Here is an 18,011-nt window from a genome sequence, read left to right on the forward strand (position 1 = left end):
CGCGCGTCTTTTAGATGCAAAAGGTTCCTCACAAAAGGAGAACTGTCAAGAACTACCCACAAAATGAAACGCCCATTTGGTTTTTTGTTGGATTATGCGGGGAATAAGGTCTAATCCGTATTGGGCTATGGATATTTGCAACAGAAAGCTTCACCGTAAGTGAGATTTGACTTAAAAATTCAATCTCGAGGTGATTGGAACGAGATGACTTGCGTTTGAGTCGTTATCCCGCTCTAGATGTTTGATCAGGTATGGTCTTATCCGCAAGCCGCTTCGCACGTTTTGGGACCATGCCTTAGATAGGATCGATACCATGTCGGACATCTCGCAGGTGCCGCTTCATTCGAACCATCGGGAACGCGAGATCCTGGAGGAGCTTCGGCTCGCCGGCGGCGCAAGCCGCATTCAGTTTCTCGCCGAGCGGCTGGCGGTTTCGGAGGAGACCATCCGCCGCAATATCCGCAGCCTGGAGGCCAATGGTCTCGTCACCAAGGTTCATGGCGGTGTCCATATCAAGGACTCCATCATCGAGCAGCCGCTGCATTTCCGGATGAACGAGAATGCCGAGGCCAAACGCATGATCGCGGCCCGCGTCGCGGCAATGATCCAGAACGGCGATACGCTCTTCCTCGACATAGGTTCCACGACGGCCTTCATCGCCGTTGCGCTGCAGAAGCATCAAAACCTGTTCATCGTCACCAATGCCGTCTCGGTCGCCCATGCGCTTGCGACCCGCAACGGCAATCGCGTTTTCTTTGCCGGCGGCGAACTGCGCAGCCACGACGGCGGCGCCTTTGGCATGGAAGCGACCAACTTCCTGCGCCGCTTCAATGTTCGCCATGCCATATTGTCCGTGGGCGCCGTCAACGCCGTCTCCGGCTTCATGCTGCATGATCTGGAGGAGGCGGAATATTCCCGCGAAGCAGCGCGACGGGCCGAAAACCGCATCATCGTCGCCGACAGCGCCAAATTTGGGCGCAGCGCCCCAATCGTCATTGATGATCCCGGCATCTATGACATGATGGTCACCGACGAGCTGCCGCCTCCCGATATCCGTGCCATGCTCGACCGCAACGAGATCGACCTCGTCGTCGCCAGCCAGCGCCGGATGGAGCAGTTCTGACGAGAGCGGTTCAGCCTTCGCGATTCCCAATGGAAAAGCGCTTCCACTATTCGTGTTATTGCTTCAGCTCCGGCACATGGCCTCCAGGGTCAGCGCCGCCTTGCTGGCATGGCGCTCTTTGTGGCGCAGCAGACGGAAGCTGCGGACCGGCAGGTCGAAGGCCGCGCGCACCAGCAATCCCTGCTGTAGATAAGCCATGGCCGCCGCGCTGGAAATCGCCGCCGCGCTCTGCCCGGAGCAGACCGCCGACAGCACGGCCTCGTTCGACGGCAGCACCAGCGCCACACTGAGATCATGCGGTGAAGTGCCGAGCTTGATGATGGCGTTTTCAAATTCGGACCGCGTACCCGAACCTTCCTCCCGCATCACCCACGATGTACCGGTGTCAAGGTCGGCAACAGTCAGCCTCCGGCCATCGGCCCAGCGATGACTTGGCGGCACGACGATGACAAGCGCATCCTGCGCCACGACTTTCATCGACAGAACCGGCGCATCCACCTCCCCTTCGACAAAACCTAATTCAGCAGTGCCTTCGATGACCGCCTCGGTGACCGTACGCGTGTTGCCGATGGTCAAATCGAGCTCGATGCCGGGATAGTCGCGGTGAAAGCGCATCAGCACGGGCGGCAGCCAATAGCTAGCGATGGTCTGGCTGGCGCGCAGGCTGAGCCGGCCGCGCTGCAGTCCGCCGAGTTCGGAAAGCATGAGCTCTGCCGAACGCACGCGGGCCAGCGTCGCCTTCGCTTCGCCGAGAAAGGTCCGGCCGGTTTCCGTAAGCTCGATCCGCCGGCCGACACGATGAAACAGCTCGACGCCGTAATAGGCTTCGAGGTTCTTGATGGCCGCACTGACGGCAGACGGCGTCAGATGAATAGCCTCTGCCGCATGGGTCAGATGCTCCCGCTCGGCGACGGCGACGAAGATAGCGAGTTGCTCGAAAGTCATAGGAAATCATTCTAATTTATCGAATGAAACATAGGATAATATTCGATGGATGTCGACGTCAGGAGGTGAGACTTTCTCGTCATAGCAAAGTCTCTTTATCCGAATGGCGGTTCTGCATGCCCCTTTTCCACCGAGCCAATATGATCCTCCCGGGCCTTGCCCTGACGAGTACCGTCGCCCTTCTCGCCTATGCCGGCGAGCGCATCGAGATCGGTATTCTCGGCGGCAGATGGATCGAGAGCCTGGTGCTCGCCATTGCGCTCGGTATCGTCGTCTGCACCGTAAAGCCACTGAAACCCACCTTGCGCCCCGGGATCGATTTCAGCGCCAAGATCCTGCTGGAAATCGCCATTGTCCTGCTCGGCGCCTCGATCAGCCTCTCGGCGATCAGCGGCGCCGGTGTCTGGTTGATCGCCGGCATCGCCATCGTCGTCGTGCTGTCGATCGTAGCGACCTATGCGATCGGCCGGCTGCTTGGCCTGCCGCCGAAACTGGCGACGCTGATTGCCTGCGGCAACTCCATCTGCGGCAACTCGGCCATCGTTGCCGTTGCCCCGGTCATCGAGGCCGGCTCTGAAGAGATCGCCGCCGCCCTCGCCTTTACTGCCGTGCTCGGCATCGCCGCCGTCTTCCTGCTGCCGCTTCTCTATTTCCACGCCGGCATGAGCGTGCCGCAATATGGCGTGCTGGCGGGATTGACCGTCTATGCCGTGCCCCAGGTGCTTGCCGCCACCGCACCTGTCAGCATGCTTGCTGTGCAGACCGGCACCCTGGTCAAGCTGGTGCGCGTATTGATGCTCGGGCCCGTCATCTTCCTGCTCGGGATCATCACCAAGACCGAAACGGCGGGGATGGACGGCCGCACGGGCCACCGCCACTCGCTGGTTCCCTGGTTCATCTGCGGCTTTCTGGGACTGATGGCCCTACGCTCTTTCGGCCTGATCCCGGACGCACTGGTCGCGCCGATGGCCCTGACCTCCAACATCCTGACGGTGATTGCGATGGCCGCACTTGGCCTGTCGGTGAACATCCGCTCCGTTGCGCATGCCGGCGGCCGGGTGATTACGGCTGCTACGCTGTCGCTACTGACGCTCGGCGTCGTCAGCTATGGGCTGATTGCCGCCCTGCAAATCCAGTAGGCCCGGCATCGCCTTGGGAATTGCCCGAAGCCGGGTGCTGATCTGGCCTCTGTACCGATGTCAACAGCACCGCGATCTCGTTGCCCGGCGAGGGATAACCGATCGCATACCCCTGAAGTCCGTCACAACCGGCGCGCGCCAGGAGCCGCGCATGGTCCTCGGTTTCGACACCCTCGGCGATGACTTCGACGCTGAGCGCCCTCGCAATTTCCACGATCGAGCCAACAAGGCGGCGCTGTTCGTCCGAGACGGTAATTGCGGTCACCAACTGCCGGTCGATCTTCAGCCGCTTCGGTTTCAGCTTCACGAGGCCAATCAGTGAAGCATGGCCAGAGCCGAAATCGTCGATCTCGATCTCGATGCCCATCTGTTTGATCGCGTCGATATTGGCGAGCGTTTTGTCGTCGGGATCGTCGAGGAAGATCGTTTCGATCAGCTCGAAGGTGATGGTGTGAGGCGGTATGTTCAGAGCCCGCAGCCGTTCGATCAGGTTTGGATCGGCCAGGCGGCTCCCCGAGATGTTAACGGCAATGCGCGGCGGCGTCAGGCTCTGCATGGCCCAGTTGGCGCGGTCGAACAATACGCGGTTCAGGATGGCCGCATCGATCTCGGCCGTCAGCCCATATTCCTCGGCCACTTTGAGGAAACCTGCCGGCGCCAGCAGCCCCTTCTCCGGGTGCCACCATCGGGCCAGAGCTTCCAGCCCCACGATCCGTCGGCTGCGCGCGTCCACCTGGATTTGATAGAAGGGCACGATTTCGTGCCGTATCAGCGCCAGTCGCAATTCCTCTGCCAATTGCCGTTCGGCCTGCAGATCGGATTGCAGTTTCGGCGTGAAGAATTCGACGCGGTTTCGGCCGAATTTCTTTGCCTGATAGAGGGCGATGTCGGATTCCGCCAGTAGATTGCCGGCCTCGCCAACGACGCTCCAGGCTGCGCCTATCGAGGCGCCCACCGGCAGCATCTCATGATGGAAGCGGATGTCGCGCCGCAGCCGCCATAAAATATCCTCGGCAATGGTTTTGAGGTCGTCGGCACCATCGATGTCGACCAGCACCACGACGAATTCATCGCCGCCAATGCGGGCGACCATGTCTTTAGCCGTAATCGACCCGGAAATCCGTACCGCCGCATTCTGCAGCGTCACGTCACCGGCTGCGTGCCCCCATTTGTCATTGATCTGCTTGAAGCAGTCGAGATCGATGTGGAGGACGGCCAGCGTCTTGACCGCCGGATCGGCGCGCAGCTCCGCCAAGCGGCGATCGAAGTAGCGACGGTTGGGGAGGCCGGTAAGATAGTCGTGGTCGGCGGCATGTTCGATGCGGGCGCGGCTCTGCTCCAGCGCGATTGCGCGGGCTTCCGCGACCGCCTTCTGATTGGTAAGCTCGCGGTTAAGCAGGACATCGGCCGTGACATCCCACTCCGCGCCGATGAAGGACGGCTCGCCGTCAGGCCCCTCATAGAAATGGGCGCGCGAGCGCAGATAACGTATCTCTCCTTCGGGCAGGATGATGCGAAATTGCGAGTTGTAGAAACCCTTTTCCGCAGTGGCTGCCTCGAACTCGGCGATTGCCCGCTCGACATCGTCGGGATGAAGAGCGTTCAGCCAGACCGCCGAGGACACTTTGCGATCGGTGGCGCCGGTCTGGTAGAGCTTGTGCATCTGCAGATCCCAGAGGATTTCCTCCTGGTTCAGGCTATGCTCCCAGACGCCGATTTGAGACGTCTCCAGTGCCAATTCCAACCTCCTCAAGAGGTCTTGGAACTCCTGTTCGGATCGCCCTGACACCGTCTCTTCCACCGAGTTCGAACCCCTCCTGATATATGGAAAGTTTGCAAGATTTCGGCGGCATCTTTGCACCAGTGCCTTTAGCGATATTTAATAGGCCCTCAATAGTTGCGGGCTTTTGCCCGCAACTCCCGTCGCAATCCATTTGTGGTTAATGATTGTGGCGCGGCGGATTGGCCGCGAGGTCACGGAAATCGGCAGCGCCATCGAGCACCGCGCCATCGGAAAGTTGCGTGACCGAACGGCGATAGATGCGCTGCCACGGCGTCGCGTCCGGCGGAACCGCCGGAATGCCGTCACCCTTGCGCCGCTCGATTTCCGCCTCGTCGACAAGCATGTCACAGCGGCCCTGATTGAAATCAATGCGAATGGTGTCGCCAGTCCTGAGCCATGCCAGGCCACCGCCAGCGGCACTTTCCGGTGAGGCGTTGAGGATCGACGGGCTGTCGGCGGTCCCAGATTGGCGGCCGTCACCGATCGTCGGCAGGCTGCGGATGCCCCGCTTCAGCAACGCATCCGGCGGCTGCATGTTGACCACCTCGGCAGAGCCCGGCCAACCGATCGGCCCTGCCCCGCGAATGACGAGGATCGTATTCTCATCGATACCGAGATCCGCATCGTTGATGCGCTTGTGATAGTCCTCTGATCCGTCGAACACTACCGCCCTGCCTTCGAATACGCCCTTCCTGCCCGGCTCCTGCAGATAGCGGCTGCGGAAATCCTCCGAAACGACGCTCATCTTCATGATAGCAAAATCGAAGAGATTGCCCTTCAGCACCAGGAATCCCGCCCGCTCCTTCAGTGGCTCAGCGAAAGGACGGATAACCTCGCGGTCCGTCGCTTCCCTCCCCTTCAGGTTCTCCGCCATGGTCTTACCGGTGACGGTCGGACAGTCGCCATCGAGCTTGCCCGCCTGCAGCAGCTCCCACATGATCGCCGGCACGCCGCCGGCGCGATGAAAACGCTCGCCCAGGTAGGCGCCTGCGGGCTGCACATTGGCCAGCAGCGGAATGTCGAAGCCGTGCACCTGCCAGTCCTCGGGATGAAGCTCGACGCCCGCATGCTTCGCCATGGCCGCAAGATGCGGTTGCGCATTGGTCGAACCGCCGATGGCAGAATTCACGCGGATGGCATTGAGGAAGGCCTGACGCGTCAGCACGTCCGAAGGCTTGATGTCGGCGAGAACCAGCTCGACCGCACGCCTTCCGGTGCGGTAAGCCATCTGGCCGCGCTCGCGGTAGGCGCCGGGAATGGCGGCACAGCCGGTCAGCGACATCCCAAGCGCTTCCGCCATGGCATTCATGGTCGAAGCAGTTCCCATGGTATTGCAATGGCCGATCGAGGGCGCCGAGGCGAGCGACGCCTCCATGAATTCCTCTTCGTCGATCTCGCCCGCCGCCAGCTTGCGGCGCGACCGCCAGATCACCGTGCCGGAGCCCGCAAGCTCGCCCTCATGCCAGCCGTCGAGCATGGGGCCGCCGGACAGGACGATAGCCGGAATATTGACGGTCGAAGCCGCCATCAGCGCCGATGGCGTGGTCTTGTCGCAACCGGTCGTCAGCACAACGCCATCGAGCGGATAGCCATAAAGCACCTCGACAAGGCCGAGATAGGCAAGATTGCGGTCAAGCGCCGCGGTCGGGCGCTTGCAATTCTCGAAGATCGGATGGGTCGGGAATTCGATCGGAATGCCGCCGGCATCGCGAATGCCGTCGCGGACACGCTTGGCGAGATCGAGGTGATGACGGTTGCAAGGCGTCAAGTCGCTACCGCTCTGGGCGATGCCGATGATCGGCTTGCCGGAGCGTAGCTCCTCGGGCGTGATGCCATAATTCATGAAGCGCTCGAGATAGAGCGCGGTCATGTCGATATGATCCGGATTGTCGAACCAGTCCTGCGAACGCAGGCGGCGTTTGGAGATACCCTTGTCGGTCATGTCTTCCTCAAGTCTTTCCTCGAGCATTCTTGTCTTCGAGATACTGCAGCAAGCCGCTGTGATCGCTTTCACCGCCGCCCTGCTCCACGAATTCGGCAAACTCCGCCCTGACGGCTTCGGTCAACGGCAGATGCAGCGACAGGCTTTGAGCGGCGGCGAGAACGGCATCGAGGTCTTTCAGTTGGTTGCGCGACGTGCCGCCGGGTATGAAATTACGCTCGATCATGCGCTGGCCGTGCAGCTCCAGAATCCGGCTTTCGGCAAAGCCGCCGCGAATGGCGGTGCGAAACGCCTCGGGCGAACCGCCGCCGGCTTCGACCAGCAGCATGGCTTCCGCAATCGCGCCGATGGTGACCGCAACGATCTGCTGGTTCCCGAGCTTGGCAAGCTGGCCGGCGCCGCTGGGTCCCACACGGGTGACGCGGCCGAGCGGGGCCAGCACATCGCGGACGCTATCGATGACGTCGGCGTCACCGCCCGCCATGATCGCCAGCGTCCCGGCGGCCGCGCCGACCACGCCGCCGGAGACCGGGGCGTCGATATGATGAACGCCACGCTCAGCCAACTTTTCGGCATTCTCGCGGGCGAGCGGCGGCGGGATGGAGCTATTGTCGACCACGACGGCACCGGGCTCCAATGCTTCAGCGACACCGCTTCCGAACAGGACCTCACTGACCGCGCCGGCATTGGTCAGCATGGTGAACAAGACAGTGGCGCCCTTGGCCGCCTCCACCGCCGTCGCGGCGACTGTCGCACCATCGGCCGCCAATGCGTCCGCCTTGCTTCGGTCACGGTTCCAGACGGTGACGGCAAAACCGGCAGCGAGCAGCCGTCGCGCCATCGGGGCTCCCATCAATCCGGTCCCGAGAAAAGCTATCTTCCGATCGGTCATGCAAGGCGTCCTTCACTTTGCCTGACTGTTTGATAGACCCATGGCATCCGCATGCAAACGAAATTGGCAGGCCGGAACTAAATCTTCGAAAAACAAATTGGCCGAAATGGAAAATATCGAACCGACGTGAAATAAAAAAAGGGGCGAGACCTTGCGGTCTCGCCCACGACATATCGGGCACTGGGGGTACTGTCCGACACGATATTCCTATTCGGCGGCGATCGGGAGAACCTCTGCCGAATGGTTGTTGTCGTTATGGTGATGCTGCTTCAGCGGACGGTTGCCCGTCAGCCTGCGGATCAGCACGTAAAACACCGGCGTCATGAAGATGCCGAAGAACGTGACGCCGATCATGCCTGAGAACACCGCAACCCCCATAGCAGCGCGCATCTCGGCGCCGGCGCCCGTCGAGGTGACCAACGGCACGACACCCATGATGAAGGCCATGGAGGTCATCAGGATCGGGCGCAGACGCAGACGGCTGGCTTCGACAGCGGCCTGAACCGGGGTGCGGCCCTCGAATTCCAGCTCGCGGGCGAATTCCACGATCAGGATCGCGTTCTTCGCCGACAAGCCCACCAACACCATCAAGCCGATCTGCGTGAAGATGTTATTGTCGCCCCCGATCAGCCAGACACCCGTCAACGCGGCGAGCACACCCATCGGCACGATCATGACGATCGCGAGCGGCAGGCTGACGCTTTCATACTGGGCTGCCAGCACGAGATAAACGAGCAACAGAGCCAGCGGGAAGATGATGACGCCCGAGCTGCCGGCCAGGATCTGCTGGTAGGTCAGGTCCGTCCATTCGAAGCCAATGCCCTTGGGCAGCGTTTCGTTGGCGATGCGCTCCACGGCAGCCTGGGCCTGGCCTGACGAGAAGCCCGGCGCCGGACCGCCGTTGATATCGGCGGCAAGGAAGCCGTTGTAACGCGTCGTCCGCTCCGGACCGGTGCTGGCCTCGACCTTCAACAGCGCCGACAGCGGGATCATCTGGCCCGATGCCGAACGAACCTTCAACTGGCCGATATCGCTTGCGTGAGCGCGGAACTTGGCGTCCGCCTGGACGCGCACGCTATAAGTACGGCCGAAAGCATTGAAGTCGTTGACATAGAGCGAACCCAGATAGATCTGCAGCGTGTCGAAGACATCGGTCACCGAGACACCCAGTTGCTCAGCCTTGGCGCGATCGAGATCGGCAAAGAGCTGCGGCACGTTGATCTGGTAGCTGGAGAACAGCCCGGTAAGTTCCGGCGCCTGATAGGCCTTGGCGAGGAACGCCTTGTTGGCCTCATCGAGCGCCTGGTAGCCGAGACCCGCTCGATCCTCGATCTGCATCTTGAAACCGCCGGTCGTGCCGAGGCCCTGGACGGGCGGCGGCGGGAACATGGCGATGAAGGCATCCTGGATCGCGCCGAACTTCTGGTTCAACTGCATGGCGATGGCGCCGCCTGACAGGTTCGGCGTCGTGCGCTCCTCAAACGCTTTCAAGGTCACGAAGACGATGCCGGCGTTGGACGAGTTGGTGAAGCCGTTGATCGACAGGCCCGGGAAGGCGATCGCATGTTCGACGCCCGGCTGCTGCATGGCGATGTCGCTCATCCGGTGAATGACGTCATCCGTGCGGTCGAGGGTGGCACCGTCAGGCAACTGCGCAAAGCCGATGAGGTACTGCTTGTCCTGCTGTGGCACGAAGCCGCCGGGAACGGCCTGGAACAGATAGTAGGTCGCGCCGATCAGCGCGATATAGACCACCATCACCAGGCTCTTCAGCGACAGGATGCCGCCGACGCCCTTGCCGTAGGCATTCGATCCGCGGTGGAACACCTTATTGAAGCCGCGGAAGAACCAGCCGAACAACACATCCATCACGCGCGTCAGCAGATCCTTCGGCGCATGATGATCCTTCAACAGCATGGCCGCCAACGCCGGAGACAGCGTCAGCGAGTTGAAGGCGGAAATCACGGTCGAGATGGCGATCGTCAGCGCGAACTGGCGATAGAACTGGCCCGACAGACCGGAGATGAAGGCGAGCGGCACGAAGACGGCGACCAGCACCAAGGCAATCGCAATGATCGGGCCGGAGACTTCCTTCATGGCACGATAGGTCGCATCGCGTGGACTGAGGCCGTTTTCGATATTTCGCTCGACGTTTTCGACGACCACGATGGCGTCGTCCACGACAATACCGATCGCCAGCACCAACCCGAAGAGGCTGAGCGCGTTGATCGAAAAGCCGAAGACATACATCACCGCGAAAGTGCCGATGATCGAGACAGGAACGGCGATCAACGGAATGATCGACGCGCGCCAGGTCTGCAGGAACAGGATGACGACGACCACGACGAGCGCGATGGCTTCGAGCAGCGTATGAACGACCTTGTCGATCGAAGCGCGTACGAACTGTGTGGTATCGTAGACGATCTCATACTTGACGCCATCGGGCATCGCCGTCTGCAGCTCGTTCATGGTCTTGATGACCTCGTCCGAGATGGTGATGGCGTTCGAACCCGGAGCCTGGAAGACCGGCACGGCAACTGCGGGCTTGCCGTCGAGCAGCGAGCGCAGCGAATAATCCGATGCACCGAGCTCGACGCGAGCGACGTCGCGCAGACGCGTAATTTCACCGTTGGTGCCGCTCTTGACGATGATGTTGCCGAATTCTTCCGGCGTCGTCAGGCGGCCCTGGGCGTTGACGGAGAGCTGGACGTCGAGACCGGGAACGCTGGGCGAAGCACCGATGATGCCGGCTGCGGCCTGGACGTTCTGCTGGCGGATGGCGGTGGCGATGTCGCTCGCAGCCAGACCACGTTCGGCGGCCTTTTGCGGATCGACCCAGACGCGCATCGAATAGTCGCCCGAACCGAACACCTGAACCTGACCGACGCCTTCGATACGGGCAAGCCGGTCCTTGATGTTCAGCGTGGCGTAGTTACGCAGATAAGTGATGTCATAGCGATTGTCCGGTGAGATGAGGTTGACCACCATCATCAAATCCGGCGAACTTTTGACAGTAGTGATGCCGAGGTCGCGAACGTCCTGCGGCAATCGTGGCTCGGCCTGCGAGACGCGGTTTTGCACCAGTTGCTGCGCCTTGTCCGGATCGGTGCCGAGCTTGAAGGTGACGGTCAGCGTCAGAAGACCGTCCGATGTCGCCTGGCTGTTCATATAGAGCATGCCGTCGACGCCGTTGATCTGCTCTTCCAATGGCGTTGCCACGGTTTCGGCAATGACCTTCGGGTTGGCGCCCGGATATTGCGCGGTGACGACGATCGACGGCGGCACGACTTCCGGATATTCCGAAATCGGCAGCAGCTTCATGCCGATCAGGCCGGCGACCAGAATAAGGACCGACAGAACTCCGGCAAACACCGGACGGTCGACGAAAAATCTTGAGATGTTCATGGCAGAACCCTCTCCAGGGGTAAACGCAAGGACACGAAGTCCAGGCCCGTCGGCGATATGCCGCGAGCATTTCAAAATCAGGGCATTGCATGATCGCCGGGAGACTCGGCCTCCCGGCGAAATCGATTACTGAGCGGCGGCGACTTTTTCTTCCGGCTTCGGATCGACCACGGCGCCCGGGCGAACCCGTTGCAGGCCGTTGACGATGACCCGATCACCGGCATTCAGCCCAGATTCGACGATGCGCTGGCCATCGGCCGTGTCGCCGAGGCTGATCTGGCGATAGACCACCTTGTTGTCGCCATCGACCACGAAGACGAACTTCTTGTCCTGATCGGTGCCGATCGCCCGCTCGCTGACGACCAGCTTGCTCTCGGCCTTCGGCTGGCCCATGCGCACGCGCACGAACTGACCCGGGATGAGACGCCCGCCGGGATTGTCGAAGACAGCGCGTACGGTGACAGTGCCGCTTGCCGCATCGACTTCATTGTCGATCAGTTGCAGCTTGCCGTTGATCGGCGTGCCGCTGTCATTGGCGGTGCCGATCTGCACGGGGATCTGTTCGACCGGCGGAACCGCGCCATTCGTCGTCGGGAGTTGAGCAAGCGCCTGGGTAACAGTCTGTTCGCTCGCATTGAAGCTGGCGTAGATCGGATCGACAGAGACGAGCGTCGTCAGCGCCGGCGAAGCGGAGCCGGCAGCAACGAGGTTGCCGACGGTCACTTCGATCTTACCGACGCGACCGGCGATCGGGGCGCGAACCTCGGTATAGTCGAGGTTCAACTGCGCAGTCTGCAGCGCGGCTTGCGCCGCCTTCAGATTGGCATCGGCCTCGGCGTAGTTGCTGGCGCGCGTGTCCATGTCGCTCTGCGAAATCGTCTTGTTATCGGAGAGCTTCTGGCCACGGTCGACTTCGACCTTGGCGAGATCCAGCTTGGCCTTGGCTGCGCCAACTTCCGCCTGCGCCTGGGCGACGGCCGCCTCATAGGGTGCCTGGTCGATCGTCACCAGCAGGTCGCCCTGCTTGACCAGCGCGCCTTCGCGGAAGTGCACCGACTCGATGGCGCCGGCCACACGCGGACGGACTTCCACACGGTCGATAGCTTCGAGCCGGCCGGAAAACTCCTGCCAGGTCGTGATGTCGCGTGCCTCGACGGCGGCGACGGTGACGGGGATCGCAGGCTTTGCAGCCGGGGCGGCCGTCTCGGTCGCCTGAGCGCCGCGGGGCAAATCCAGATAGAACGCCGCGCCTGCAACGGCCGCAGCAATACCCATGCCAGCGCCCCATAGGGCCCAGCGCTTACCGTTGGACTTCATGTTAGTCTCTCCTGTTGATCCCGGCTTGGGGCACGGGATCGAAAATGCCTATCGGCTCGACATCATCAGACTTAGCCGATCAAGTCTGCACATCCTCGACAAACTGCCTGAAACTACAGCAAACATCCTGCTGCCATGACGGCTTATCCTTAGACTGCCCGCCATAGATGGTGGGCCAGCCCGTCCCGGCGGGAAGGACTTGCTGGCGAACACGGACGCCGGCCCCTTTCAGGCGGCTGCCGTATTCCATGCCCTCGTCGCGGAGCGGGTCGTCCTCGGCCGTGAGCACCAATGCCGGCGCGAGGCCCGAAAGCCGCGAACAGTATCGAGGCGCCGCATAGGGGTGACAGACGCCGCCCAGAAAACCCAGGTAACGGTTCCAACCCTCAGTCCAACGCTCGCGCATGCCGCTTTCCTCCGCCTGGAGGAAAGATTTCGATCCCATGAAGGGATCAAGCAGCGGCGATATCAACACCTGTCCGTCCAGCGAACCGGGCATCTGGTCGCGCGCCTTTAAAGCCACTCCCGCTGCAACATTGCCACCCGATTCTTCACCGGCGACAAAGAGCAGCGATTTTTTCGCCCCGCCCAGCGCAAGCATGTTCCGCTTATTGCCGAGATAGGCGAGAATCCCGTAGGCGCACTCCAGCACCTGCGGAAAGGCATTTTGATTGCCGCTGGTGTAATCGGCAGCAACCACGATCGCACCGGCTTCAGCAAGACTTGCAGCCACCGGTCGGTCAATCGCATGCTCGGTATCGATAAAGGCGCCACCATGCAGGTAAAGCACGATGGGTGCCGCCTTCTTCATACCTTCGCCGTTGTAGATCCGCGCTGCGACCGGCCCGGTGGGCACGTTTTCCAGCATCACATCTTTCCACGGCGCGCTCATGGACCCATATCCTCATCTGTTCGATTGAACATGATTTTTCCGAAAACCGTGTCACACGTTCCAGGATCACGTTCTGAGTTACGCGGCCCAAGCGCCCCATGCCGCGTTGCAACAATCACATCCACAACATATTGTTATTCCGTTCTGAGAATAAGTGGCCTATATTCGATCAGACTATTCACCAGAACAAACAATCGACCTTTTTCGTTTTTGGTCGAAGGGCGCCTTAAGATGGACCAGCTATCAGCGATGCGGGCTTTCGCACGCGTGGTGGAGACGGGCAATTTCACCCGCGCCGCCACGACCCTCTCTATGCCGAAGGCGACGGTAACGACGCTCATCCAGTCGCTCGAGGCGCATTTGCACACCAAGTTGCTGAACCGCACGACTCGCCGCGTGATGGTGACGACAGACGGAGCACTCTATTACGAGCGCGCCATTCAGATCCTCTCCGAAATCGAGGAGCTGGATGGCAGCATCAGCAATTCGCAAAGCCTGCCGAGCGGCCGCCTGCGCGTCGAAATGGCGGGGGCTTTCGCTGACAACATCGTCATGCCGGCGCTTTGCGATTTTCATCAGCGCTATCCGGACATCCGCATCGACCTCGGCGTCGGCGACCGGCTGGTGGATTATCTGGCGGAGAATGTGGACTGTGCCCTGCGTGCAGGCATGCCGAGCGATCAGTCGCTGATTGCCCGGCGCGTCGGAGAGATACATCTCATCACCTGTGCTGCTCCTCGCTACATCGCAAAATTCGGCATGCCCGAACGGCCGGAAGAGCTGGAAAGCAACCACTATGCCGTCAGCTATTTCCGTGCACAGACCGGTCGAACGGTTCCGTTCGAATTCCAACGCGGCAATGAATCGCTGGAGATCAGCCCGCGCTACATCCTCTCGGTCAATGATAGCCGCAGCTACATCAACGCCGCACTGACCGGTCTCGGCATCGCCCAGGCGCCGGCCTTCATGGTTCGTGACGCGCTCGCCAAGGGCGATCTCATCCCCATCCTCCCCGGCTGGACCCACGCCCCTGTGCCGTTGCACATCGTCTATCCTCCGAACCGGCATCTCAGCAACAAGGTGCGCGTGTTCGTCGACTGGCTGGCAAAACTGCTGGTGACGTCGAAGGTTGGAGCGGTTTAACGACCTTCTCCCCGGCGGGGAGAAGGTGATGCTGGTGCTATCAGCTCCAGGAGGCTCCTGCCGGATGCCGGACCGTCGCGTTCAGCCGGTTCCAAACATTGTCCACGGCAACCGAGATGATCAAAGCGGATAGCGCTTTTTCGTCATAATATTTGGCTGCTTCATTCCAGACTTCATCGCTCACCGCGTCCGGCCGGTCGGCAAGCCGGGTCATCGCTTCGCCAAGCGCAAGGGCGGCACGTTCGGCATCGGTGAAATAGGGCATTTCGCGCCAAGCAGAAACGCCGACGATGCGCTCGATCTTTTCGCCTTCCTTCTGCAGCTTACGGAAACCCATGTCGGTGCAGACGCTGCAACCATTGATCTGGCTGACACGCAGATGCACGAGATCCATGGTGTTCTCAGACACGCCGCGATCCTTGATCGAGGCGCTGACCGCCAAGAGAGCTTGCAGGGTTTCAGGCAGGATGACGGCGGGGTTCTTCATGCGGGCTTGCATCATTCTCTCCTTGAGGTGTTTTCAGGTGAACCCAACATGGGCCTGATCTTGACGACACGGCTCCATGTCGATCCTTTGTCACGTCGGCTGGGTTTCGTTCGTCATGGGCATGACGGAGCACACACAAGGAATGTGACCGATGGACGAAAAAAAGTGGCAGGCAGAAAAATTCGAGGCCAACCGGCCGCATTTGCGTGCGGTCGCCTACCGCATGCTCGGCTCGCGGGCAGAGGCGGAGGACGCGGTGCAGGAGGCTTGGCTGCGACTCAGCCGTGCAGATATTTCTGACGTCGAAAATCTCAGCGGCTGGCTGACGACGGTGACCGCCCGCATCTGTCTCGACTGGCTGCGCTCCCGTAAATCCCGGCGTGAAGAGCCGCTGACCATCCGCGTCCCCGAACCGGTCGTCAGCCATGAAGCCGGTACAGGGAGCGACCCGGAGCAGGACGCGCTGCTCGCCGATTCTGTCGGCCTGGCACTGCTGGTGGTACTGGAAAAGCTGACCCCAGCCGAGCGGCTGGCCTTTGTGCTGCACGACATGTTCGACATGCCCTTCGACGACATCGCCCCGATCGTTGGTCGCACGACGATCGCAACACGCCAGCTCGCCAGTCGCGCCCGCCGTCGGGTGCAGGGAGCGCCGGTCGCTGCGGAAGCAGATCTCAGCCGCCAGCGCCATGTGGTCGACGCCTTCCTGACGGCCTCGCGCAGCGGCGACCTGAATGCACTTCTTGCCGCTCTCGATCCCGACGTCATCTTCCGCGCCGATGCCGTGGCAACGAAAATGGGCTCGCTGGCGGAAATCCGTGGTCGGACGGCGGTGGCCGAAACCTTCCGCGGCCGAGCCCAAGGGGCCCTGCCCGCCGTCATCGATGGCGCCGTTGGCGCCGTCGTCGTCCTCGGCGGAAAATTGCGCATCGCGCTTCGTTTTGCCGTTGACGATGGCGGCCGTATTGTCAGCATCGAGGCGATGGCCGATCCCGAGCAACTGCGTAATCTTGATGTGCTGGTCATCGATCGGTGACGGTGTCAGCGCATCTGCGTCGGGCTCGTCCCCGTCAGCCGGCGGAACATCGCGATGAAAGCGGAGGCGTTGCCGTAACCCAGTTGCGCCGCAATCCGCTGTACCGGCTGGCCGGCTTCGATCATCGCCAGCGCCGCAACCAGCTTCAGCCGCTGGCGCCACTCGTTGAAGGAAATGCCGAGTTGATCGTGGCAGCGACGGGAAAGCGTCCGCTCGGTCGTTTTCATCCGATGCGCCCATTCCGCCAGGGAATGGCGGTCGCCAGGATCGGCCTGCAGTGCGCTCAGAACCGGTCCGAGCAACGCGTCGTCTGATAGCGGCAAATAGCTCTCGCTGCGCGGCGCCAGGCGTATCTGATCGACCAGCACCTCGGCCAGCCGCAGGTCCTCCTCGCTCTTCGGCACGGTGATGTCACGAGTGGCGAAGTCGGCAAGGATTGCCTTCAGAAGCGGGCTGAGGCCAAGCGTTGCCGGTGCCGCCGGAAGATTGGCGCAGAGCGAGCGCTCGACATAAACGGTGACATAGCGAACATCGTACTGGTTCCATGCCTCATGCAGCACATCAGGCGGAATCCAGATGGCATAATGCGGCGGCGACAGATAGCGCACGCCCTGAATATCGAAATCGACGACGCCGGCGAGCGCATAATTCAGCTCGCCCCAGGTCTGGCGTTTGGCGGGAAAGATCGTGCCGCCCTTGTAATTCTCCGTCCGGAAGGAGACCGGCTGCGGCGGGTCTCCCTGGATACGTGGTTCGCGCGCACTCATGTCCGTAATCCGCTACCGATGTCTGAAACTCGCTATATACCAGTAATCAGACAGAGCATAAAAGTGGCTTCACCATAATCTCGACCGATCCGGCCAGGCCGACCATCCGACAGGAGGACCGCCATGAGCAGCAGCACGACCCCTCCGGCCAATAGCACGACCTCCATCATGACGAGCGCCGCGCTCGCGCCGCTTTGCACCGTCCTCATCTGGTCCGGCAATACCATCGTCACCAAGGCAGCATCCGGCGTCATCTCGCCCGGCTCGATCTCCTTCTATCGCTGGCTGTTGGCCTTTCTCGTTCTCCTGCCCTTCGTTGGCCGGGCCGCGTGGCAGAACCGTACCGTCCTCAAGCAATATTGGCTGAAGCTCGCCACCCTTGGCGCACTCGGGATGGTCATCTATCAGAGCCTTGCCTATGAGGCCGCCAAGACCACCTCGGCGGTCAACATGGGCGTCATGCTGGCACTGATGCCGCTGCTGTCGACGCTGCTTGCCAGTGCACTCGCCGGCGAAAAGCTGACGGCTGCCAACCTCGCAGGCGGAGCCATCTCACTGATCGGCTTGATTTATCTGACATCCCAGGGGCATCCGGCGACCCTACTGAGTGGCGGCTTCCATATCGGCGACGGCCTCATGATCGTTGCTGTACTGTCAAATTCGCTCTATGGCGTGATGTTGAAACGCTGGGCGATGCCAATTTCCATGTGGCAGCAATTATTCTGGCAGATCGGCTTTTCGACCATTCTGTTGATTCCGGTTTTCCTGATGGGCGACATCTCGCCGATCAACTCGGCCAATCTGCCGCTGGTCCTCTATGCGGCCATTCCGACATCGCTGGTCGCACCGCTCTGCTGGATGATCGGCATCCAGAAACTTGGAGCCGCCCGCACCTCACTGCTCATCAATCTCCTGCCGATCATCGTGGCGGTCCTCGCCTGGGCGATCCTGCACGAGCAGCTATACGCCTATCATGCTATTGGCGGCGCGCTCGCTCTCATCGGCGTCGGACTTGGCCTCCGGCAGGCGAAGATCGCCAAGGGCGAGACAGAGCCGGGCGCGGATCAGGCTGCTTGGGAGACGGAAGAAGTCTGACGGTCCGGTCGTCGCGTCGAAACTCTTTCCATCCGGCCCGCCTTC

At 61.2% G+C, this 18,011-nt stretch carries 14 protein-coding genes; 5 read left to right on the plus strand and 9 right to left on the minus strand.

All coding sequences use genetic code 11. From position 1 onward, the window contains the following. The first annotated feature begins 313 nt into the window (after positions 1-313). Positions 314-1,123: a DeoR/GlpR family DNA-binding transcription regulator gene (locus NXC24_RS15180; RefSeq protein WP_104824056.1), complete on the plus strand. Its 810-nt coding sequence runs from the start codon at positions 314-316 to the stop codon at positions 1,121-1,123. Positions 1,124-1,186: 63 nt separating this feature from the next. Here the strand turns inward: NXC24_RS15180 and NXC24_RS15185 are convergent, their stop codons facing one another. After that, positions 1,187-2,068, minus strand: coding sequence for a LysR substrate-binding domain-containing protein (locus tag NXC24_RS15185; protein ID WP_104824057.1), 882 nt, complete (start codon positions 2,066-2,068; stop codon positions 1,187-1,189). A gap of 116 nt (positions 2,069-2,184) precedes the next feature. On the opposite strand from NXC24_RS15185, the gene NXC24_RS15190 reads away from it, so the two are divergent. Continuing rightward, on the plus strand, positions 2,185-3,207 hold the full coding sequence (locus NXC24_RS15190; protein ID WP_104824058.1) for a YeiH family protein: 1,023 nt from the start codon (positions 2,185-2,187) through the stop codon (positions 3,205-3,207). On the opposite strand, the gene NXC24_RS15195 is transcribed toward NXC24_RS15190, so the two are convergent. The 6 genes from NXC24_RS15195 to NXC24_RS15220 all read right to left on the minus strand — a co-directional run bounded on the left by NXC24_RS15195 (position 3,170) and on the right by NXC24_RS15220 (position 13,438). Beyond that, positions 3,170-5,008, minus strand: coding sequence for a GGDEF domain-containing phosphodiesterase (locus NXC24_RS15195; RefSeq protein WP_104824059.1), 1,839 nt, complete (start codon positions 5,006-5,008; stop codon positions 3,170-3,172). The genes NXC24_RS15190 and NXC24_RS15195 overlap by 38 nt on opposite strands. 139 nt (positions 5,009-5,147) lie before the next feature. After that, positions 5,148-6,932, minus strand: a complete 1,785-nt coding sequence (locus NXC24_RS15200; protein WP_104825182.1) for an IlvD/Edd family dehydratase — start codon at positions 6,930-6,932, stop codon at positions 5,148-5,150. 7 nt (positions 6,933-6,939) lie between these two features. After that, positions 6,940-7,824 carry an NAD(P)-dependent oxidoreductase gene (locus NXC24_RS15205; protein ID WP_104824060.1) on the minus strand — a complete coding sequence of 295 codons (885 nt, stop codon included), beginning with the start codon at positions 7,822-7,824 and terminating at the stop codon, positions 6,940-6,942. Between the two features lie 207 nt (positions 7,825-8,031). Continuing rightward, positions 8,032-11,229, minus strand: a complete 3,198-nt coding sequence (locus tag NXC24_RS15210; RefSeq protein ID WP_104824061.1) for an efflux RND transporter permease subunit — start codon at positions 11,227-11,229, stop codon at positions 8,032-8,034. 126 nt (positions 11,230-11,355) lie between these two features. Then, complete coding sequence (locus NXC24_RS15215) at positions 11,356-12,546, minus strand: efflux RND transporter periplasmic adaptor subunit (protein ID WP_104824062.1); 1,191 nt, start codon at positions 12,544-12,546, stop codon at positions 11,356-11,358. Positions 12,547-12,625: 79 nt separating this feature from the next. Next, complete coding sequence (locus tag NXC24_RS15220) at positions 12,626-13,438, minus strand: alpha/beta hydrolase (RefSeq protein WP_104824063.1); 813 nt, start codon at positions 13,436-13,438, stop codon at positions 12,626-12,628. A gap of 231 nt (positions 13,439-13,669) precedes the next feature. Between NXC24_RS15220 and NXC24_RS15225 the strand changes: the two genes are divergently transcribed. Then, on the plus strand, positions 13,670-14,581 hold the full coding sequence (locus NXC24_RS15225) for a LysR family transcriptional regulator (protein ID WP_104824064.1): 912 nt from the start codon (positions 13,670-13,672) through the stop codon (positions 14,579-14,581). A 40-nt stretch (positions 14,582-14,621) separates the two neighbouring features. On the opposite strand, the gene NXC24_RS15230 is transcribed toward NXC24_RS15225, so the two are convergent. Further along, the gene (locus tag NXC24_RS15230) at positions 14,622-15,080 is read right to left on the minus strand and encodes a carboxymuconolactone decarboxylase family protein (RefSeq protein ID WP_104824065.1); all 459 of its coding nucleotides are present in this window, start codon (positions 15,078-15,080) and stop codon (positions 14,622-14,624) included. A gap of 139 nt (positions 15,081-15,219) precedes the next feature. Here NXC24_RS15230 and NXC24_RS15235 point away from each other — a divergent pair, with 139 nt between their 5' ends. Next, positions 15,220-16,104 (plus strand): sigma-70 family RNA polymerase sigma factor, encoded by an 885-nt coding sequence (locus NXC24_RS15235; protein WP_104824066.1) that lies wholly within the window; start codon positions 15,220-15,222, stop codon positions 16,102-16,104. Between the two features lie 5 nt (positions 16,105-16,109). On the opposite strand, the gene NXC24_RS15240 is transcribed toward NXC24_RS15235, so the two are convergent. Continuing rightward, positions 16,110-16,871 (minus strand): helix-turn-helix transcriptional regulator, encoded by a 762-nt coding sequence (locus tag NXC24_RS15240; RefSeq protein ID WP_104824067.1) that lies wholly within the window; start codon positions 16,869-16,871, stop codon positions 16,110-16,112. A 123-nt stretch (positions 16,872-16,994) separates the two neighbouring features. Here NXC24_RS15240 and NXC24_RS15245 point away from each other — a divergent pair, with 123 nt between their 5' ends. Then, the gene (locus NXC24_RS15245; protein WP_104824068.1) at positions 16,995-17,966 is read left to right on the plus strand and encodes a DMT family transporter; all 972 of its coding nucleotides are present in this window, start codon (positions 16,995-16,997) and stop codon (positions 17,964-17,966) included. Positions 17,967-18,011: the final 45 nt, after the last annotated feature.

It is taken from the genome of Rhizobium sp. NXC24 (assembly GCF_002944315.1).
Taxonomy (GTDB): domain Bacteria; phylum Pseudomonadota; class Alphaproteobacteria; order Rhizobiales; family Rhizobiaceae; genus Rhizobium.